Origin of the sequence: Agromyces sp. Marseille-Q5079 (assembly GCF_051016555.1) — a bacterium.
GTDB lineage: Bacteria > Actinomycetota > Actinomycetes > Actinomycetales > Microbacteriaceae > Agromyces.
In genome coordinates, this window is the sequence record NZ_JBPEJF010000002.1 from 49,096 (window position 1) to 67,781 (window position 18,686).

At 73.0% G+C, this 18,686-nt stretch carries 17 protein-coding genes; 4 read left to right on the forward strand and 13 right to left on the reverse strand.

Annotated elements, in window-relative coordinates:
• Positions 1–57: 57 nt before the first annotated feature.
• Together ACR3IO_RS04000 and ACR3IO_RS04005 are read right to left on the reverse strand one after the other, a co-directional pair.
• Positions 58–834, reverse strand: coding sequence for an alpha/beta hydrolase (locus ACR3IO_RS04000; RefSeq protein WP_434069885.1), 777 nt, complete (start codon positions 832–834; stop codon positions 58–60).
• A 64-nt stretch (positions 835–898) separates the two neighbouring features.
• Complete coding sequence (locus ACR3IO_RS04005; RefSeq protein WP_434069886.1) at positions 899–1,390, reverse strand: DUF3060 domain-containing protein; 492 nt, start codon at positions 1,388–1,390, stop codon at positions 899–901.
• A 90-nt stretch (positions 1,391–1,480) separates the two neighbouring features.
• On the opposite strand from ACR3IO_RS04005, the gene ACR3IO_RS04010 reads away from it, so the two are divergent.
• Positions 1,481–4,684 (forward strand): AfsR/SARP family transcriptional regulator, encoded by a 3,204-nt coding sequence (locus ACR3IO_RS04010; RefSeq protein WP_434069887.1) that lies wholly within the window; start codon positions 1,481–1,483, stop codon positions 4,682–4,684.
• A 7-nt stretch (positions 4,685–4,691) separates the two neighbouring features.
• On the opposite strand, the gene ACR3IO_RS04015 is transcribed toward ACR3IO_RS04010, so the two are convergent.
• The 3 genes from ACR3IO_RS04015 to ACR3IO_RS04025 all read right to left on the reverse strand — a co-directional run bounded on the left by ACR3IO_RS04015 (position 4,692) and on the right by ACR3IO_RS04025 (position 7,289).
• A complete protein-coding gene (locus ACR3IO_RS04015; protein WP_434069888.1) occupies positions 4,692–5,552 on the reverse strand; it encodes an ABC transporter permease in 861 nt (286 codons plus the stop codon).
• Positions 5,549–6,580: an ATP-binding cassette domain-containing protein gene (locus ACR3IO_RS04020; RefSeq protein ID WP_434069889.1), complete on the reverse strand. Its 1,032-nt coding sequence runs from the start codon at positions 6,578–6,580 to the stop codon at positions 5,549–5,551. The genes ACR3IO_RS04015 and ACR3IO_RS04020 overlap by 4 nt, the downstream gene beginning before the upstream one ends.
• 124 nt (positions 6,581–6,704) lie before the next feature.
• Complete coding sequence (locus tag ACR3IO_RS04025; RefSeq protein ID WP_434069890.1) at positions 6,705–7,289, reverse strand: GNAT family N-acetyltransferase; 585 nt, start codon at positions 7,287–7,289, stop codon at positions 6,705–6,707.
• 120 nt (positions 7,290–7,409) lie between these two features.
• Between ACR3IO_RS04025 and ACR3IO_RS04030 the strand changes: the two genes are divergently transcribed.
• A complete protein-coding gene (locus tag ACR3IO_RS04030) occupies positions 7,410–8,795 on the forward strand; it encodes an L-serine ammonia-lyase (protein WP_434069891.1) in 1,386 nt (461 codons plus the stop codon).
• 49 nt (positions 8,796–8,844) lie between these two features.
• Here ACR3IO_RS04030 and ACR3IO_RS04035 read toward each other — a convergent pair whose 3' ends face one another.
• The 3 genes from ACR3IO_RS04035 to ACR3IO_RS04045 all read right to left on the reverse strand — a co-directional run bounded on the left by ACR3IO_RS04035 (position 8,845) and on the right by ACR3IO_RS04045 (position 11,898).
• Positions 8,845–9,378: a rhodanese-like domain-containing protein gene (locus ACR3IO_RS04035; protein WP_434069892.1), complete on the reverse strand. Its 534-nt coding sequence runs from the start codon at positions 9,376–9,378 to the stop codon at positions 8,845–8,847.
• 134 nt (positions 9,379–9,512) lie between these two features.
• The gene (locus ACR3IO_RS04040; protein ID WP_434069893.1) at positions 9,513–10,790 is read right to left on the reverse strand and encodes a M18 family aminopeptidase; all 1,278 of its coding nucleotides are present in this window, start codon (positions 10,788–10,790) and stop codon (positions 9,513–9,515) included.
• A gap of 175 nt (positions 10,791–10,965) precedes the next feature.
• A complete protein-coding gene (locus tag ACR3IO_RS04045; RefSeq protein ID WP_434069894.1) occupies positions 10,966–11,898 on the reverse strand; it encodes a DnaJ domain-containing protein in 933 nt (310 codons plus the stop codon).
• Positions 11,899–12,064: 166 nt separating this feature from the next.
• Between ACR3IO_RS04045 and ACR3IO_RS04050 the strand changes: the two genes are divergently transcribed.
• Positions 12,065–12,490 (forward strand): DUF1761 domain-containing protein, encoded by a 426-nt coding sequence (locus ACR3IO_RS04050; protein WP_434069895.1) that lies wholly within the window; start codon positions 12,065–12,067, stop codon positions 12,488–12,490.
• A 3-nt stretch (positions 12,491–12,493) separates the two neighbouring features.
• Here ACR3IO_RS04050 and ACR3IO_RS04055 read toward each other — a convergent pair whose 3' ends face one another.
• The gene (locus tag ACR3IO_RS04055) at positions 12,494–14,146 is read right to left on the reverse strand and encodes a DUF7059 domain-containing protein (protein ID WP_434069896.1); all 1,653 of its coding nucleotides are present in this window, start codon (positions 14,144–14,146) and stop codon (positions 12,494–12,496) included.
• A gap of 218 nt (positions 14,147–14,364) precedes the next feature.
• Between ACR3IO_RS04055 and ACR3IO_RS04060 the strand changes: the two genes are divergently transcribed.
• On the forward strand, positions 14,365–14,697 hold the full coding sequence (locus tag ACR3IO_RS04060; RefSeq protein ID WP_434069897.1) for a hypothetical protein: 333 nt from the start codon (positions 14,365–14,367) through the stop codon (positions 14,695–14,697).
• Here ACR3IO_RS04060 and pnuC read toward each other — a convergent pair.
• From pnuC to ACR3IO_RS04080, 4 genes are read right to left on the reverse strand one after another with little or no spacing between them, the layout of a single operon-like run.
• Positions 14,648–15,343, reverse strand: a complete 696-nt coding sequence (pnuC, locus tag ACR3IO_RS04065) for a nicotinamide riboside transporter PnuC (protein WP_434069898.1) — start codon at positions 15,341–15,343, stop codon at positions 14,648–14,650. The genes ACR3IO_RS04060 and pnuC overlap by 50 nt on opposite strands.
• Entirely contained in the window at positions 15,340–15,792 is a 453-nt protein-coding gene (locus ACR3IO_RS04070) for a DUF3054 domain-containing protein (RefSeq protein ID WP_434069899.1), read from the reverse strand. Before ACR3IO_RS04070 ends, pnuC begins: the two co-directional genes overlap by 4 nt.
• A complete protein-coding gene (locus tag ACR3IO_RS04075) occupies positions 15,789–17,774 on the reverse strand; it encodes a thioredoxin domain-containing protein (RefSeq protein WP_434069900.1) in 1,986 nt (661 codons plus the stop codon). Before ACR3IO_RS04075 ends, ACR3IO_RS04070 begins: the two co-directional genes overlap by 4 nt.
• Before the next feature lie 2 nt (positions 17,775–17,776).
• A complete protein-coding gene (locus ACR3IO_RS04080) occupies positions 17,777–18,613 on the reverse strand; it encodes an aldo/keto reductase (protein WP_434069901.1) in 837 nt (278 codons plus the stop codon).
• Positions 18,614–18,686: the final 73 nt, after the last annotated feature.

Below are 18,686 nucleotides of genomic sequence, written 5' to 3' on the forward strand. Positions count from 1 at the left end.
CCTCGCATTGTCAACCTAAGTTGCTCAATCTGGCCGCGACGCATCGCGACGACGCGGCTACTCCCCCGGGGCGCCCCAGAACTCGGCGAGCGCGCGCGTGATCTCGTCGCGCACCTCGTCGTCGGAGGCCGTCGCGACGCCGTCGCCGGGCTGCACGCCGTAGTCGCCGAAGCTCGCGTGGTTCGCGCCCTCGATCTCGACGAAGGTCGCGTCGGCGGGCAGCAGGTGCGCGGACCCCTCGATCTTGTCGGGCGTGCTGAGCCCGTCGTCGCTGCCCGAGATGCTGAGCACGGCGAGGTCAGTGTCGCTCACGTCGTCGGCGCAGTACGAGCCGAAGAACACGATGCCCGCGACATCCTCGTCGGCCGCCATCATGCACGCGCGCACGCCGCCCAGGGAGTGCCCGCCGACGTACCACTCGGTCACGTCGGGCGCGTGGCTCGTGAACGTGTCGAGCGGACGCTGGTCGAAGAACGCGAGGTTCAGCGTCGGCTTGGTGATGACCACCGTGGTGCCCGTCTCGGCGACCGCGTCGACGAGCTTGGCCATGTAGGCGTAGGGGTCGACCTTGGCGCCCGGGATGAAGACGAGCCCGCGATCGGATGCCGCGTCGACCGGCGCCATGACGATCGAGTCGTCGTACGAGGTGATGCTCACGCGGTCGTCGGTCCATGCCTCGAGCGACGCCGGCCGCTCGCCCTGCATGACGGTCTTCGCCCAGATCAGGAATCCCACGACGACCAGGGCCAGCACGGCGATCACGGCGACGATCACGCGGACTGCTCGTCGCCCCGTCGAAGTGCGGTCGGGGCGGGGCGCTGCAGTCGTCGTCATCCCACCAGTCTCGCAGAACGGTGCGGAGTGTCCGTGCGCCAGCGGGTGCCCGCGTCGCGCCCGCTCAGCGGCGCTCGACGGTGTTGCCCTCGCCCGAGAGGCGCACCGGCTGCGGGTCGTTGCCCGCTTCGACCCCGTTGTCGTCGCCCGCGATCTCGACCGAGCCGACCGTGGCGGCCTCGATGTCGTTGTCGTTGCCGGCGATCGTGATCGACGCGATCGTGCGCGCCTCCACATTGTTGTCGTCGCCCCGGATCGTGACCGCTCCGAGGCCGGCGCCGGACTCGATGTCGTTGTCCCGGCCCTCGATGCTGAGCGACGTGCTCCCGGCCAGCCGCACGGTCAGGTCCTCGCCGCGCACGACGACCTCGGCGCAGTCGCCGTCGACGTCGTACCTGGTGCCCCGGCCGTCGAGCGTGACGCTCGAGGACTCGGCGCACGAGACCTGCGTGCTGCCGCCGTCCATGTGTCCGCCCGGTGCACCGCCCGGCATGACGCATCCGGTCAGCATGAAGACGCCCGACAGTCCGATCAGTGCCCCCGCATGTGCCCTCATGTCGCCCCCTCCACCCCAGCCTAGACAGCCGCGGACGAGGACGCGCCGAGCCGGCCGCCTCCGTCGGAACCCCCCGGGTAGGCTCGTGCCGTGCACAACGCCCCCGAGCCGCCCCGCGTGTCGGTGCTCGGCCCGATCTCGATCGAAGGCCCGAACGGCGTCCCGGTCGAACCTCCCGGATCGTTGGCCAAGGCGCTCATCGCCGTGCTCGCGGCACTCCCTCGCGAGGCCGGCGGAGGCGTCGCCGTCGACACGATCATCGACGAGCTCTGGGGCGAGGTGCGGCCGCGCAATGCCAAGGCCGCCCTGCAGACCCTCGTCAGCCGGTTGCGTGCCGTCGCGGCCGATGGACTCCTGCGCTCGGTCCCGGGCGGCTACGCGCTCGGCGTCGACACCGCCGGGCTCGACCTCACCCGGGCCGCGGCGCTCGCGGCGGATGCCTCGGCCGATGCCTCCGCGCTCGACGATGCCCTCGCCATGTGGCGTGGCGAACCCGGCACCGACCTCGGCGACGCCCCGGCGGCCGAGGCGCTGGCCGATCGGGCCTCCGCCGCGAGGTCGGCCCTGCTCCGGCGCCGGGCGAACCTCCGCGCCGACGCCGGCGACCACGCCGGCGCCGCGGCCGACCTCGACGTCCTGCTCGCGATGAACCCGCTCGACGAGCAGCTCGTCGCGGCCCGGCTGCGCGAGCTCGCGGCATCCGGGCGCCGTGCCGATGCACTGGCCGCGTTCGCGGCGTTCCGCGAGCGGCTCGCCGACCAGCTCGGCGTCTCGCCGTCGGCCGAGCTCGTGGCCGTGAACGCCGAGCTGCTGCGCGACGATCCCGCGCCGCCGACGGCGTCGAGCCCGCGTCGCCGCATCGGGGTGCGGGCCGCTCCGAACGCGCTCATCGGGCGCGACGACGACGTCGCCGCGGTCGAACTCGCGATGACCCGGCACCGGCTGGTGACCATCCTCGGACCGGGCGGGCTCGGCAAGACCCGCCTCGCGCAGGAGATCGCACTGCGGTCGGAGGCGCCGACGGTCGTGGTCGTCGAGCTGGCGAGCGTGCGCACCGACGACGACGTGGCCCTCGCGCTCGGCTCGACGCTCGGCATCCGCGAGGCCAGCACGAGCCAGCGCCTCGCCGAGACGGCCGTCGTGCGCCGGGACGCCCGCTCGCGCATCATCGAGCAGCTCTCCGAGCGGCCCACGCTGCTCGTGCTCGACAACTGCGAGCAGATCATCGAGGGCGTCGCGAGGTGGACGGCCGACCTGCTGGCTGCCGCCCCGACCCTGCGGGTGCTCTCGACCAGCCGCAGCCCGCTCGCCATCGGAGCCGAGCAGGTGTACCCGCTCGCGACCCTCGCGGCCGGCGGACCGGATGCCGAGCCCGGCCCGGCGGTGCGTCTCTTCCTCGAGCGTGCGAGGTCGGCGCGCCCTGCGGCATCCCTCCCCCTCGACGTCGTGAAGCGCCTCTGCGATCGCCTCGACGGACTGCCGCTCGCGATCGAGCTCGCCGCGGCCCGGGTGCGGTCGATGAGCGTCGAGCAGATCGAGTCGCGGCTCGCCGACCGGTTCACGCTGCTCGCGAGCGGCGACCGATCGGCGCCGGAACGCCAGCGCACGCTCGCCGCGGTCATCGAGTGGAGCTGGGCCCTGCTGACGCCGGCCGAGCAGGCCGCGCTGCCGAGGCTCGCCTGGTTCGTCGACGGGTTCGGCGCGGATGCCGCGGAGGCCGTGCTCGGCACCGCGGACGCCGTGTGGGTGCTCGACGGGCTCATCACCCAGTCGCTGCTCGCCGTCGCCGACGACGCACTCGGGCAACCGAGGTTCCGCATGCTCGAGACCGTGCGCGAGTTCGGCCAGGTGCGGCTCGACGCCGACGAGCGGGCGGAGGTCACCGCCGCGATGGCCGATTGGGCCTCGGAGTTCTCGCGCCGTTCGCTCGGTCATGTGCGCGGACCGGCGCAGTTGCGGACCTTCGCCTCGATCGCGATCGAGCAGGACAACCTCGTCGCGGTGCTGCGCACGGCGATCGAGCACCGCGACGCACCGACGGTCACTGCGGTCTTCGCCGCGCTCGGCTACTTCTGGACCGTGAGGAGCGCGCACGCCGAGATCCTCGGCCTCAGCGACGCCGTGCTCGAGGCGACGCGGGGCACGCGGCCGGATGCCGCGCACGGCGAAGCGGCGATGCTCGGCCTCATCCTCATCGCCGGGACGAACTTCGCCGCGGACACGCCCATCGGCCTGCGCGCCCTCGCCCGCCTGCGCGCCGTCGCGAAGCTCGGACTCGCGCGAGCACCGTGGATCGACGCGATCACGCAGTTCCTCCTCGCGATGCCCGACCTCGAACTGGCCGGCACCCTCATCGCGTCGATGACCGAGTCCGACGACCCCGAGACCGCCCTGATCGCCAACATCCTGCAGTCGCAGTTCACCGAGAACGAGGGCGAGCCGGGTCTCGCCGCCGAGTACGCCCTGCGCACGCACCGCCTCGCCGAGCAGGTCGGCGATGCCTGGGCCTCCGCGATGTCCGCGCTCATGCTCGCCGAACTCGCCGGGCAACGCGGCGACTCCGACGAAGCCCTCGAATGGGCGACCGAGGCGCGCGCCGGCATGGTGCGCCTCGAGGCGACTCAAGACCTGCTCCAGATCGACTGGATGGTCACGAGCCACCTGATCTCCGCCGGCCGCCTCGACGAGGCCGAGGAGCGGCTGGCGATCCAGGCCGCCGACGATCGCATCACGGGCGACGGGATCCCCCAGACGATGACCGCTCAGCTCGGGCTCGTGGAGGTCGCCCGGCTCCGGGGCGAGACCGCCCTCGCGCTCCAGCGGGCGCCGAAGGTGCTCGCGCAGTTCACGCAGGCGCGCCAGCGATCGTCGCCGTGGTATCAGATCGCGCTCGCCGCGCTCGTCGCGGGCGGCGTGCAGTCGGGCTGGCCCGAGGCCGTCATCGCCGAATGGGCCGAGCTCATGCGCCGGCGCACGGTCGCGGCGCTGCGCGTCCGGGGCGACGTCTTCACGGATCGGCCGGTGCTCGGCACGGTCGCCGCCGGATGGAGCGCGTGGGCGGTGCGGCATCCGTCGCTGTCGGAGCGGGCCGTCGAGACGTTCGCGCTCGCCGAGGTGCTGCACTCCCGGCAGGACATGCCCGCCCTGCGCCTCGAGAACGTCGCCGAGGTCATCACCGACCACGCCGGCGCCGAGCGCCTCGCCGCCGCGCGCGCCGCGGCATCCGCGCTCTCGAATTCCGAACGCACGGAACGGGCTCGCGCGTTGATCGCGGAGCCCGTTCCGGGGGTGTGAGCAGGCGTCACGCCTTGCGCATGTACGCCCTCACGGTGAGCGGGGCGAAGACCGCGACGATGACGGCGGCGCCGACGAGCGACCAGCCGAAGTCCGCGCCGATGCCCACGCCGTTCACCAGGTCGCGCACGGCGGTCACGAGGTGCGAGACCGGGTTGATGTTCGCGAACCACGCGAGCGGCGCCGGCATCGTGTCGGGCTGCACGAACGCGTTCGAGAGGAACGTCAACGGGAAGAGCACGATCATCGAGATGCCCTGCACGCTCGAGGCGCTGCGGGCGATGACGCCGAAGAACGCGAAGATCCACGAGAGGCTCCAGGCGCAGACGACCACGAGCAGGCCCGCTGCGACGACCCCACCGATGCCGGCTTCGGGCCGGAGTCCCATGATGTAGCCCATCACGAAGGTCAGGGTCGTGGCGATGAGGTAGCGCACGGTGTCGGCGAGCAGCGCACCCGAGAGCGGGGCGATGCGCGCGATCGGCAGCGAGCGGAACCGGTCGAACACGCCCTTGGCCATGTCCTCCCGCAGCTGCACGCCGGTGACGATCGACGTGGAGATGACGGTCTGCACGAGGATGCCGGGGATGATGATCGGCAGGTAGTTCTGCACGTCTCCGGCGATGGCACCGCCGAAGATGTAGGTGAACATCAGCGTGAAGATGATCGGCTGCAGCGTCACGTCGATGAGCTGCTCTGGCGTGCGCTTGATCTTCAGCAGGCCCCGGTGGGCCATGGTGAACGTGTGCGAGATCGTCTCGCGCAGGCTCACGCTGTTCGACAGCTCGCGCTCGGCGCCCGGCGTGATGGTGGTCGTGCCGATGGCGCTCGGCGCGCCGGTGGCCTGGTCTGGTGCGATGGTGGTCATGCGCGGCTCCCTTCGAGCTCGGCGTCGCTCTCGAAGCTCGCCTCGGTGGTCTCCTCTTCGACGCCGTGGCCGGTGAGGGTGAGGAACACCTCGTCGAGCGTGGGCTTCTGCACGCTCATCTCGGCCAGGTGGATGCCCTCGTCGCGGAGCGTGATGAGCAGGTCGGCGACGAGGTCGGGGTCGTGCATGGGGGCCGTGATGCGGCCGGCCTCGGGCGACAGCGTGGGCGCGACGCCCAGCACCCGCTCGATGGCCACGCGCGCGTCCTCGCGGTCGTGCTCGTTGACGAGGCGCAGCTCGAGGCTCGACTCGCCGACGGAGGCCTTGAGCTCGTCGCCCGTGCCCTCGGCGACGACCCGGCCCCGGTCGATGACCGCGATGCGGTCGGCGAGCTGGTCGGCCTCGTCGAGGTACTGCGTCGTGAGCAGCACGGTGGAGCCTGTCGCGACGAGGCGACGGATGGTCTCCCACATCTGCGCCCGGGTGCGCGGGTCGAGGCCGGTGGTCGGCTCGTCGAGGAAGATGAGCGGGGGCTGGGCGATGAGGCTCGCGGCGAGGTCGAGGCGCCGGCGCATGCCGCCGGAGAAGTTCTTCAGCGGGCGCTTGGCCGCCTCGGTGAGTCCGAACTCCTCGAGGAGCTCGGCGGTCTTGCGCTTGGCGGCCGAGTGGCCGAGCCCGAGCAGCCGGGAGAAGAGGATCAGGTTCTCGTTGGCCGAGAGCGTCTCGTCGACCGACGCGTACTGGCCGGTGACGCCGATGAGTTGGCGCACGGCCTGGCTCTCGCGCTGCACGTCGTGTCCGAAGATGCGGGCGCTGCCGGCATCCGGGCGGAGAAGGGTCGCGAGCATGGAGATCGTCGTCGTCTTGCCGGCGCCGTTCGGGCCGAGCACGCCGTAGACGGTGCCCGTCGCGACGCGGAGGTCGACGCCGTCGACGGCACGGTTGGTTCCGAAGGTCTTCACGAGGCCCTCGGCCTCGACGGCCCAGCCGCGACCGGCGGTGGTGTCGTGTGAAGTGAATGTGGTCATGACGACCATGGTGCGCCGCGTCGCTCACACGGCACTTGCACGGCGCTCACAGCCGCGACAGCGCCGCGACAGCGGTCGTCGGCGGGGCGGTCGGCGGGCGCGATCGACGCCTCGCCGGGTCGGTTCAGGCCGCGGATGCCTCGGCGGCGCGCCCGTACGCCATCAGGAGGAACGCCGACCCGTCGGCGCGGGTGATCGTGTGCTCGCGCTCGGGCAGCCGCGCGAACCCGAGGCGCTCGTACAGGCGATGCGCCGCGAGCATGTCGGGACCGGTGTTCAGCACGACGCGGGCGATGCCGCGCTCGCGGGCGAGGTCGAGCACGTGCTCGACGAGGCGTTCGCCCACGCCCCGGCGTCGGGCCGTCGAGGCGACCGCGAGGAGGCGGAAGTCGAGCTCGCCGTCGTGCGCGACCGGCGACATCGTGCGGCCCTCGCGCGGGGTGGAGACGGTGCCGAGCAGCGCGTCGGTGCCGGTGTCGACGGCGACCCACACCTCGTGGTCGCGAGCCCGCTCGGCGACGGCGCCGATGTCGGCGCGGTAGCCGTCGCTGAGGTCGTACGAGGCCGCGTACGCGCCGACGGCGAGCGCCGAGACGGCCTCGACCTCATCGGGTCGGATGAGGCGCACGTGCACGTCGTCGCGCTGCGGAGCCGGGGCGTCGAGGGTTCGGTTCTGGGACGGCGCGGTGACGGTGTTCGGATCGTTCATGGGTCCTTCCAGCCTAGATCCGCCCAGCTGCGCGAAGACCGTGTGCGGCAGCCTCCTGCGACGCAAGATTCTCCACGAAGTCGCCGCCCTCGTGCAGGCCCTTCGACGTACGCTGGGATCGTGACAGCGTTCGTCTCAGCCCTCGATCTCTTCTCGATCGGCATCGGGCCCTCGAGTTCGCACACGGTCGGCCCGATGCGGGCCGCGCGGGCGTTCGTCGAGCGTCTGGCCGACGACGGGCGGCTCGAGCAGGTCGACCGGGTCACGTGCACGCTCTACGGCTCGCTCGGCGCGACCGGGCTGGGGCACGGCACGCCCGACGCCGTCGTCGCGGGCCTCCGCGGACTCCGTCCCGACACGTGCGACCCCGACGAGGTCCGCGGCGCCTGGACGTCGCTCGGCGACGGCGCCGACGTGTCGCTCGCGGGGCGGCATCCGATCGCCATGACCGTCGACGACATCGCCTTCGCGCCGCGCACGCGCCTGCCGGGGCACCCGAACGCCCTGACGCTCCAGGCCTGGCGGGGCGAAGACGCCCTCCCGCTCGCCGAGGAGACGTACTACTCGGTCGGCGGCGGGTTCATCCGCCGCGACGGCGACGCCCCGCAGGAGTCCGAGGTCGTGCGCTATCCGCTCCCCTACTCCAACGCGGCGGAGCTGCTCGAGCTCTGCGAGCGCCACGACGTCTCGTTCTGCGACATCGTGCGCTTCAACGAGGTGGCCCTGCACGGCGACCGCGGCATCGACGAGGGCCTCGACGCCATCTGGGCGGCGATGACCGCCTGCGTCGAGCACGGCCTCGCGACCGACGGCACGCTCCCGGGCGGGTTGAAGGTCAAGCGCCGGGCGCCCGACGTGCGCCGCCGCCTCGAGCAGTACGAGCGCGACGAGACCGGGCACCCCGGCGCCCGCGACACGACCACCGAGTGGCTGCACGCGTTCGCCCTCGCCGTCAACGAGGAGAACGCGTCGGGCGGCCGCGTGGTCACCGCGCCCACCAACGGCGCCGCGGGCATCATCCCGGCGGTCGGCCACTACTACCTGCGCTTCGTGCCCGGTGCGGATGCCGCCGGCATCCGCCGCTACCTGCTCACGGCCGCCGCGATCGCCTCGCTCGTCAAGCGCAACGCGTCGATCTCGGGCGCCGAGGGCGGATGCCAGGCCGAGGTCGGCTCGGCCTGCGCGATGGCCGCCGGGGCGCTCTGCGCGGTGCTCGGCGGCACCCCGCAGCAAGTCGAGAACGCGGCCGAGATCGCGGTCGAGCACCACCTCGGCCTCACCTGCGACCCGGTCGGCGGCCTCGTGCAGGTGCCGTGCATCGAGCGCAACGCGATCGCGTCGTCGACGGCCGTCTCGGCCGCACGCCTCGCACTCCACGGCGACGGCACCCACCTCGTCTCGCTCGACGCCGCGATCGAGACGATGCGCCAGACCGGCATCGACATGAAGGACAAGTACAAGGAGACGAGCCTCGGCGGCCTCGCCGTCAACGTCGTCGAGTGCTGAGCCCGTCAGTACGTGCTCGCGCAGTTCCGATTCGCGCCGGCGGATCCGCTCAGCAGGCGCAGGTGATGCCGTGGTCGATCGCGGTGACGGATGCCGCGGGGCCGACGCCCGCCGCGGGGCCGACGAGCCCGTCGGGCGCGACGTTCGTGAGCCCGTCGGGCACGCGCTGCGCGAGCCCCTCGGCCGTGTCGAAGGCGAACCCCTCGCGCACCCAGTACTCGAACCCGCCGATCATCTCCTTCACGGGGTACCCGAGGGTCGCGAACTCGAGGGCGGCGCGCGTCGCGCCGTTGCATCCGGGTCCCCAGCAGTAGACGACGACGGGAGTGCCCACGGCCACGATCGACGCCGCGCGCGCGCCGATGTCGCGGCGCGGCAGGTGCACGGCGCCCGGCACGTGGCCCTGGGTCCAGGCGGCGTCGTTGCGGGTGTCGATGAGCACGAACGGCTCGCCGTCCGCGAGCGCGGCCTGCACGTCGGAGACGTCGGCCTCGAAGCCGAGGCGCCCGCGGAAGTGCGCGATCGCGTCGGCCGGGTCGGCCACGTGGTCGAAGAGGGTCGTGGTGATCGTGTGCGGCGTCATGCTTCCGACCCTGCCACCGGCGCGGTTCGGAGGTCTCGTGAAATCCGGACGACGACCCGCGACATCCGGCCACGGTTCACGCGTCGCCGGCCGCGCGTGCGGCGCCCGTCGCCGAGGCCGCACGCGCGACGCGATCAGGCGGGTGCGAAGAAGGCCGTCACCGCCGACGCGAGGGCGGCGAGGTCGTCGACGTGCGAGAGCTCGCGGGCCGAGTGCATCGACAGCAGCGGCGTGCCCACGTCGACCGTGCGGATGCCGAGCCGGGTCGCGCTCAGCGGGCCGATGGTCGACCCGCACGGGATGGCGTTGTTCGACACGAACGGCTGGAAGCCCACGCCCGCCTGCTCGCAGGTGCGCGCCCAGAGCGCGGACCCCAGTGCGTCGGAGGCGTACTTCTGGTTGGCGTTCAGCTTCAGGAGCGGACCGCCGCCGAGCTGGGGCCGGTTCACGGGGTCGTGCCGCTCGGGGTAGTTCGGGTGCACGGCGTGCCCGGCGTCGGAGGAGAGCAGCCACGACGCCGCGAACGAGCGCCTGCGGTCGACCTCGTCGGCGCCGAGGCCGACGGCGATGCGCGCGAGCACGTCGACGAGGAACGGTCCGCTCGCGCCCGAGCGCGACTCGGAGCCGAGCTCCTCGTGGTCGAACGCGGCGAGCACGCTCACGTGGTCGGATGCCGCGTCGTCGGCGGCCGCGAGCAGCGCCACGAGTCCGGCGTGCACCGAGGTCAGGTTGTCCTGGCGCCCGGCGGCGAAGAAGACGTCGTCGAGCCCGAACCGTGCCGGGGCGGCGGTGTCGGCGACGAGCACGTCGTGCCCCGCGACCTGGTCTGCGGGCACGCCCGCGAGGTCGGCGAGGTGGGCGAGCACGTCGCGCGCGGCACCCGATCCCCAGATGGGCTGCAGGTGGCGCTGCCGATCGAGCGTGAGGCCCTTGTTGACCTCGCGGTCGAGGTGGATCGCGAGCTGCGGGATGCGCAGCAACGGGCCGGTGCGCACGAGGTGCACGGTGCCGTCGGCGGTGACGAGGCGGCCGGCGAGCTCGAGCTCCCGGTCGAGCCACGAGTTCAGCAGCGGCCCGCCGTAGACCTCGACGCCGGCCTGCAGCACGCCCTCGGAGCTCGTGGACGCGCCCGGCTTCAGCTTGAACGAGGGCGAGTCGGTGTGCGCGCCGAGGATGCGGAACGGGCTCGTCGTCGTCGCGGCCTCGGGCTGCACCCAGGCGATGACGGCGCCGTCGCGCACGACCACGTGTCGGCCGGGTCCTGAAGGCCACGCCTCGGCCTCGTCGAGTCGCTCGAAGCCGGCTGCGACGAGCCGATCGGCCACGGCCGAGGCCGCGTGGTAGGACGACGGGGATTCGCGGATGAACGAGGCGAGGTCTTCGACGTGGGCGTCACGATCAACGGGTGGCATGGGTCAATCCAACACCGTCGGATGCCGCGGACGCGAACCGGCGACGGCCCGGCACGACCTCACACGTCACGACACGCCGCGCCAGTGACGCCGACCGGTCACGATCTGCGGTCTCTCCCCGCCCGGAAGCCGCAGAACGTGACCTGTGGCGGCAGAACGGCGGCGTGTCGTCGGCTCAGGCGAAGCGCACGGACTGCTGCAGGCGCGTGCGCACCTCCATGACCTCGGAGCCGCCGAGGTGCGCCGATCCGGGGATGCCCTCGAACACGGCGCTCGCGAGGCGCGAGGCCCGGACGAGCGCGATCACGGCGCCGCGGTGCGAGCCGCCGATCTGCAGCGGCTCGTCGGCGAACTCGTCGGGCACGACGATCAGCAGCGCAGTCGGCTTGACCCTCGCCGCGCGTCCGATGGACTTCGCCCGCGCCGCGAGCGCCCGCACGGGCCGTTCGCCGGCGAGCGCCTCGCCGATGAGCTCGCCGCGCCGGAAGCGCACGGGTCCGCCCCAGTCCTCGGACTGGATCGCGAAGAGGCCCGTGGGGCCGAGCACGAGGTGGTCGAGCTTCGGGGGCAGGCCCGGGCCCGCGGCATCCGTCGCGAGGTCGTGCCAGACCGTGAAGGCGATGCCGAGCGTGGCGAGCGAGCGGGCGGTCGCCTCCTCGGCGAGGGCGTCGGCGAGCAGGTGCCGGATCTCCCGGGGAGCGCGTCGCACGAGCGTCGGGTCGTACGGGTCGGGGATCTCGTCGCCGAGGCCCACCCACTCGCGGATGCCGTCGAGGTAGCGCTGGCGGGTGAGGCCGCCGGGGTGTCCGTACGAACGTGCGAGGGGCCGGGAGTCGCGACGCGGCCGCGGCGGGGCCGGCGCCCAGGTCTCGTGCGTGGGCTCGGGGGTCGCACTGCGCCCGCGCCGGTCGAAGTCGGACCTGGCGTCGGGTGTGCCCACCTGGTTCCAGGCGCGCTGCACGGCGTCGAACTGGGCGGTCGAGCCGCCCGTGTCGGGATGGGCGTGGCGCAGTGCGCGGCGGTACGCACGGCGGAGCTCGTCGTCGTTCGCGTCGGCGCGGACGCCGAGCACCTCGTACGGGGAGGCGGAGAGCGGACTGTCGGGCATGGGCTCGCTTTCGGTGTGCGCAGACGACATTACCGCCGCCCTCCTCCGAGGCGGCGCAGAGTCGGGCACGCGACACGGCATCGCGCCCACGACCGGTTCCGCTTGTCGAGCATTCCTCGCCGATAGACTCCGGCCGAGCGGCGGCGCCGCAGGGGGAAGGTGATCGATGTCGATCGAGGTCAACTACTGGGCCGTCGTGCTCGCTACGATCTCCACGATGGTCGTGGGATCGATCTGGTACACGCCGAACGTCTTCGGCAACTACTGGATGCGCGTCGCGAAGGTCGACATGGAGGACCGCAGCGCGGTCGGGCCGATCCTCACGACCCTCATCGTGAGCTTCATCTCGGCGTGGGTGCTCGCGCTCGCCGTGCAGGTCACCTGGCTCGCCTTCGGCGGCAACTACCTGGTCGTGGCCCTGACCGTCGCGGCCGTCGCGTGGGCCGGCTTCACGGCCGCGCGCTTCATCACCCATGATGCGTTCGAGGGCCGGCCGTCGGGGCTCACGATCCTGAACATCGCGCACGAACTCGTGACGTTCGTGGTGATGGCGCTCATCATCGGCCTCTGGCCGCCGGCCGGCACCGTCTGACGGCTACCCGGCCGCCGGGTCCGCGAAGCGCAGGATGCCGTCGTCGACGAGCGTGCGCGCGGCGGGCAGCAGTTCCGCGGCGAGCGCCGCGGCGTCGACCTCGAGCAGGTGCGCGATGGCCGCGATGATCTGGCCGACCTCGAGCTCGCCGTCGCAGGCGCCGACGAGCGCCGCGAGTCCGGTGTCCAGCGTGATCGCGCGCCCGAACCCGCCGCCCTGCCGCAGCACCATGGCGGTGGGATTCTCGTCGCCGGGCCAATGGTGGCGTTCCTCGGTGACGTCGGGGGCGACCGCGAGCCGGGAGCCCGCGAGCTCGGCGTCGTCGAGCCCCGCCTGCCGGTCGTGCGCCTCGAGGCACTCGGAGAGGTGCGTGCCGAGGGTCGCCCCGGCGGAGCCGAGCGGCCCGTGCAGGCGTTCGAGCCGGGCCAGGCGAGCGGATGCCGCGTGCGTCGCGCCCGCGGCATCCGCCCCCTGCTCGGGCCGGCGCAGCAGCACGTAGCCGAACCCGACCTCGCGGACCCCGCGCTCGGCGAAGTCGTCGAGCCATGCGTCGTAGAGACGGTCGAACTCCTCGCCCGGCCGCGTGCCGCCGTCGCGGATCCACGTCTCGGCGTACTCGGTGACGTGCTGCACCTCGCGCTCGACGATCCAGTGCTCGAGCCCGCTTCGGGCGGTCCAGTCGGCGACGCGGTCGAACGCGTCGTCGCGGCCGCGGTACTCCCAGTTGCCGAGCAGCTGGGCGATGCCGCCGGGCTCGAGATGGGCGCCGGCGCCGGTGACGACCGCCTCGACGATGCCGTCGCCGACCATGCCGCCGTCGCGGTAGTCGTACTCGGGCACGCCCTCGCGTCGTGGGGTGATGACGAACGGCGGGTTGGAGACGACCCGGTCGAAGCGCTCGCCGGCGACGGGTTCGAAGAGGCTCCCGAGACGGAACTCGACGCCCTCGATGCCGTTCAGCTCGACGTTCATCGCCGCGATCTCGAGCGCCCGGGCCGAGATGTCGGTGGCCACGACGCGGTCGGCGAAGCGCGCGGCGTGCATGGCCTGGATGCCGCACCCGGTGCCGAGGTCGAGCACGCTCGTCGCGGCATCGGGGATCATGAGGCCCGACAGGGTCATCGACGCTCCCCCGACGCCGAGCACGTGCTGCTCGCCGAGCGCGTGCCCGAGCGCGAGCTCGCCGAGGTCGGACAGGATCCACCACTCGCCCGCCCCGAAGGCGTCGACGAAGGCGTAGGGCCGCAGGTCGAGCACGGCCCGGATGCCGCCGGTCGGGGCGTCGCCGTCGACGGGCTCGGCCGGGACTGGCTCGACGAGGCCGAGCTCGATCGCGCCGTCGACGCCGAGCGTCGTGAGCGCGCGCGCGAGCTCGTCGCGTCCGACCGGCAGGCCCAGCACGAAGAGCTCGGCGAGCGTCGCCAGCTCGGCGGATGCCCCGTGCCCGGCGCGCCTGGCGTCGAGCACCCGCCTCGCGGGAACGCGCTGGCCGCGGTGCAGGGCCGCGGCGGCCTCGGCGCCCCAGAGGGAGTCGAGCGAGGCGACCGCGAACCGTGCGGATCGGAGGTCGGCGGCGAGCGAGGCGAGCAGCTCGCGGCGGCGCTCGGGCCCGGCGGTGCCGATGCGGTCCTGGCCGGGGTCTGCGTGCACGTTCATCCGTCCATTCAAGCGCACGCCCCGCGTCGACCGAATGCGGGCGTCCGATGCGCGTTCCAGCCGGCATGGTCCGTGATCGTGGGGGCCGTGTCACCCGGCGTCTCCGACGATCGTCACCGGCGCGTCATCCGGCGTCCATCTCGGGTCACCCGGCGTAACCCGCACGACACACGAGGGTCGTAGCGTGGATAGCATCGACACAGCGAGGGGAGGTCGCCATGACACATGCGACGACGCTGGAGAACCTGCGGCAGGACGCGCGCGACGAACTCTCGGCGCTCATCGAACTGCGGTGCCGCCTCGGCGAGGACCCGTGGGTCTTCCTTCCCGACCTGCCGTCGGTCGACGAGCAGGTCGTGGCCACCCTCCGCGAGGAGCGCATGCACTCCGACCGCTGGAGCCCCGCCCGGGCGCGGGCATACCACCCGGCCGCACGCGAGGGCGACGTGGAGAAGTTCGAGTTCGACCTGCTGCGCGAGATCGCGCTCGAGCTGCCCGAGCTCAGTGCTGCGGTGTGGAAGGTGCTGGACCGGATCCCGTCAGCCTGGTAGCCCGGCGCTGCACGCGCATCCAGGCGAAGAAGCCGAACAGCGTGAACGCGCCGTAGAAGACGTACATGAACGCCGACGCGTAGTAGCCCGCGCTGAACAGCAGTGGCACGCCCACGAGGTCGACCGCCACCCAGATGAGCCAGAACTCGGTCCATCCCCGGGCCATGCCGTAGGTCGCGAGCAGCGACCCCATGAAGATCCAGGCGTCGGCCCACACGGGCTCGAACGAGCCCAGCGCGCGGAAGATCGGCGTGAGCAGCAGCGTGCCGCCGACCATGCCGACGCCGAGCAGCACGCGCACCTTCCAGCCCGCCCAGCGGGGTTCGACCGCGGGCGTGTCCGCGCCGCCGGCGCGCTGGTGCTGCGACCAGCGGATCCAGCCGTAGACCGAGACGATGATGAACATGACCTGGCGCGCGGCCTGGCCGAGCAGGTTCACGGGGTTCGGGGTGTCGAACACCGCGCCGAGGAACACCGTGAAGAGCAGCGCATTGCCGACGATGCCGACCGGCCACGCCCAGATCTTGCGACGCAGCCCGCCGAGCGCGCTCGCGAGGCCGAACAGGTTGCCGATGATCTCGCGCCAGAGGACCACCTGGTCGCCGATCACGAGCTGCGCGTCGAAGAGCCACTCGATCGGGTTCATGCCCGCCCGCTCCCGGATGCCGCGCCGATTCCGGATGCCGCGGAGCCCGCCGCCGGGCGCCGCAGCCGGCGCACCAGCTGCGCGATCGCCCGCCAGCCGACGAGGAACAGCCCGAGCGTCACGGTCGCGACGATGATGAACGCCACCGCGGTGCCCTGGCCGGACACCACGCGCAGGAGCATGCCGACGATCACCGACGACGCCCAGACGACGGCGCCCGTGGGCCACACCGCGAACGGGGCGCGCCAGGCGCGGATCGCGAGCCACCCGAGTGCGGCTCCGACGAGGAACGGCCAGGTCGTGCCCCAGAGGCCCACGGGGTCGAGCGCCTCGGCGTGGCTGCTGCGGCCGATGAGGGCGAAGACGACGACGAGCACGGCGTCGACGGCCGCGGCGAGCACGACCGTGCCCGCGGGGTTCGATCGGCGTGCGGTGGGGGCTGTGGTCACGCCCTCATCGTACGGTCATCGAGCGGACCCGGTCCGAGCGCGGAGAGTTCGGATGCCCCGTGCACGGGCAGCGCGCAGACGAACGACTCGCACCGAAAGGCCGTCGCCTCCCCGGCGATGGCCGTGCGCCCCTCGAAGAGCTCGAAGCCGGCCTCGGCGAAGGCCCGCGCCTGGGACTCCGTGACGATCGCCGTGACGGATGCCGCGTGCCGACGCGACGCGTCGACGAGCTCCACCGCCCGGTCGAACGCCGGCCGGAACCCCTCGCCGAGCACGGCATCGAACACGGCGGCGGGCTCGACCGGTTCGGCGGGCGCCTGGTCCGCGACATCCGGCACCACCGTGACGAGCTGCACGATCGGCGCGGCGAGCCTGGCCATGAGCGCGAGCGACCCGCCGAACGCGATCGGGCGCTGCACGGCGACGCCCGCGACCGAGCGCATCGCCTCGCGCGCCGCGTCGAGGTATCGGGTGCCGGCCCCGAGGGCGGCCAGGCGCCACGCGGCGTCGGCGCACGACGTGAGTCCCGACGGCGTCGCCCCCTCGGCCGGGTCGTCGGGCAGCGCGAGCCCCCGGGCCGCGAGCACCGGGTCGGGTCCGCCGGGTGGCACCAATCGGCCGTCGGGCGAGATCGCGCGGTCGAGGAGGGCGCGTGCGGTCACGGCGTACGACGCCTCGCCGGTGGCGAGCGCGAGGTCGAGGAGGCCGCCGGCCAGCATGCCCACGTCTTCGAGGGTGGCCACCGCGTCGGACACCTCCGCGCCGAGCGAGGCGCGCACGAGCGTGCCGTCGGGTCGGAGGTGCCGGCCGAGCACGTGCTCGGCCGCGCGGGTCGCGGCGGCGAGCGCCTCGTCGGCCTCTGCGCCGCCCGCGACCGCGGCGTAGCGCGCGAGCGCGCCGATCGCGAGCCCGTTCCAGCCCGCGAGCACCTTGTCGTCGAGGGCGGGCGACGGATGCCGCATCCGCTCGTCGGCGGGCAGCGCGTAGTAGCCGCCCTCGGACCGCACGCCGTCGAGGTCGCTCTCGGAGTCCTGCGCGCTCGCGAAGCCGCCGGACGGCAGCTGCATGACGGTGCGGAGGAACGTGCTCACGCCCGCCGCGAGCCCCTCGACCTCATCGACGGCATCGAGGTCGTCGGGGACGTCGGCTTGCACGATGAGCTCGGAGAGCACCCGCAGCAGCAGCGCGTTGTCGGTGAGCATGCGCTCGTAGTGCGGCTCGCTCCAGTCGGCGCGCGTCGCGTAGCGGAAGAAGCCGCCCTCGATCGGGTCGCGGAGCGGCGATCGCCCCATCGCGAGCATCGTGCGCTCGGCGAGCGCGCGCCCGTCGCCGCCGGATGCCGCGAGGAAGTCGAGCACCGGGGCCACCGGGAACTTCGGCGCCCCGCCGAATCCGCCGTGCACGCCGTCCTCCTCGTCGGCGAGCAGCCGCACGGCCCCGGCGAGCGCGGCGGCGTCGGGCAGTGCCCCCTCGGTCGAGGCGACGGATGCCGTGCCCAGCGCCTCGGCGACCGCGCCGGCCGTTTCGTCGAGCTCGCCGCGCCGTTCGTGCCAGGCCTCGGTCACCGCCACGAGCACGTCGACGAACGCCGGCACGCCCTGCACCCCTCTGGGTGGGAAGTACGTGCCGGCGTAGAACGCCCGCCCCTCCGGCGTCGCGAACACCGTGAGCGGCCAGCCGAGCTGCTTCGTGAACGCGGATGCCGCGGCGAGGTAGCTCGCGTCGACATCGGGGTGCTCCTCGCGGTCGACCTTGATCGCCACGAAGTGCTCGTTCAGGTACGCCGCGACGGCCGGGTCGCTGAAGCTCTCGCGGGCCATGACGTGGCACCAGTGGCACGTCGCGTACCCGATCGAGACGAGCACGGGCACGTCGCGTTCGCGCGCCGCGGCGAACGCCGCCTCGCCCCACGGGAACCAGTCGACGGGGTTGTCCGCGTGCGAGCGCAGGTACGGACTGAGCGCGCCCGCGAGGCGGTTCATGCTCAGTTGAACTCGTCGGGGTGCGCGCTCACGCGACCCTCGCGTTCGAGCCCGGTGATCGCGTCGACCTCGGCCTCGCTCAACTCGAAGCCGAACACGTCGAAGTTCTCGGCCATGCGCTCGCGACGGTTGGACTTGGGGAACAGGATGTGGCCGCGCTGCAGGTGCCAGCGGATGACGACCTGCGCCGGGGTCGCGCCGTGCGCCGCGGCGGCCCCGGTCACCTCCGGCAGGTCGAAGAGCGGGTACTTGCCCTGCCCCAGCGGCCCCCACGCCTCGATGCGGATGCCGTGCTCCTCGGCGAACGCCGCCGTCTCGGGCTGCTGGTGGTACGGGTGCAGCTCGATCTGGTCGACCGCGGGCACGACCTCGGTCTCGGCGATGAGCCGCTCGAGGTGGTGGGCGAGGAAGTTCGAGACGCCGATCGAGCGCAGGCCGTCGGTCTCGCGCAGCTGCTCGAACGCTTTCCAGGTCTCGACGTACCGGTCACGCGCCGGCGTCGGCCAGTGGATCAGGTAGAGGTCGAGGTAGTCGAGCCCGAGGCGCTCGCGGCTCAGCTCGAACGCGGTGCGCACGGACTCGGTGCCCTGGTCGTCGTTCCAGAGCTTGGTCGTGATGAAGAGCTCCTCACGGGGAATGCCGGATGCCGCGATCGCGCGCCCGACGCCCTCTTCGTTGCCGTAGATGCGGGCGGTGTCGAGGTGGCGGTAGCCGACCTCGAGCGCGTCGCTGACGATGCGCTCGGTCTCACCCGGATCGACCTTGAACACGCCGAACCCGAGCTGCGGGATCGAGGTGCCGTCGTTGAGCTGGACGCGGGGAACGAGCTGATCGGTCATGTTCCCATCCCACCACGCGGGCCGCGGCATCCGACAGGGGGTTCGCCCAGCGCGAAGGCGCGACGATCGCGAC

Coding starts and splice junctions, on each gene's coding strand:
- ACR3IO_RS04000 (WP_434069885.1), bottom strand. CDS start 834: ATGACGACGACTGCAGCGCCCCGCCCCGACCGCACTTCGACGGGGCGA.
- ACR3IO_RS04005 (WP_434069886.1), bottom strand. CDS start 1,390: ATGAGGGCACATGCGGGGGCACTGATCGGACTGTCGGGCGTCTTCATG.
- ACR3IO_RS04015 (WP_434069888.1), bottom strand. CDS start 5,552: ATGACCACCATCGCACCAGACCAGGCCACCGGCGCGCCGAGCGCCATC.
- ACR3IO_RS04020 (WP_434069889.1), bottom strand. CDS start 6,580: ATGACCACATTCACTTCACACGACACCACCGCCGGTCGCGGCTGGGCC.
- ACR3IO_RS04025 (WP_434069890.1), bottom strand. CDS start 7,289: ATGAACGATCCGAACACCGTCACCGCGCCGTCCCAGAACCGAACCCTC.
- ACR3IO_RS04035 (WP_434069892.1), bottom strand. CDS start 9,378: ATGACGCCGCACACGATCACCACGACCCTCTTCGACCACGTGGCCGAC.
- ACR3IO_RS04040 (WP_434069893.1), bottom strand. CDS start 10,790: ATGCCACCCGTTGATCGTGACGCCCACGTCGAAGACCTCGCCTCGTTC.
- ACR3IO_RS04045 (WP_434069894.1), bottom strand. CDS start 11,898: ATGCCCGACAGTCCGCTCTCCGCCTCCCCGTACGAGGTGCTCGGCGTC.
- ACR3IO_RS04050 (WP_434069895.1), top strand. CDS start 12,065: ATGTCGATCGAGGTCAACTACTGGGCCGTCGTGCTCGCTACGATCTCC.
- ACR3IO_RS04055 (WP_434069896.1), bottom strand. CDS start 14,146: ATGAACGTGCACGCAGACCCCGGCCAGGACCGCATCGGCACCGCCGGG.
- ACR3IO_RS04060 (WP_434069897.1), top strand. CDS start 14,365: ATGACACATGCGACGACGCTGGAGAACCTGCGGCAGGACGCGCGCGAC.
- pnuC (WP_434069898.1), bottom strand. CDS start 15,343: ATGAACCCGATCGAGTGGCTCTTCGACGCGCAGCTCGTGATCGGCGAC.
- ACR3IO_RS04075 (WP_434069900.1), bottom strand. CDS start 17,774: ATGAACCGCCTCGCGGGCGCGCTCAGTCCGTACCTGCGCTCGCACGCG.
- ACR3IO_RS04080 (WP_434069901.1), bottom strand. CDS start 18,613: ATGACCGATCAGCTCGTTCCCCGCGTCCAGCTCAACGACGGCACCTCG.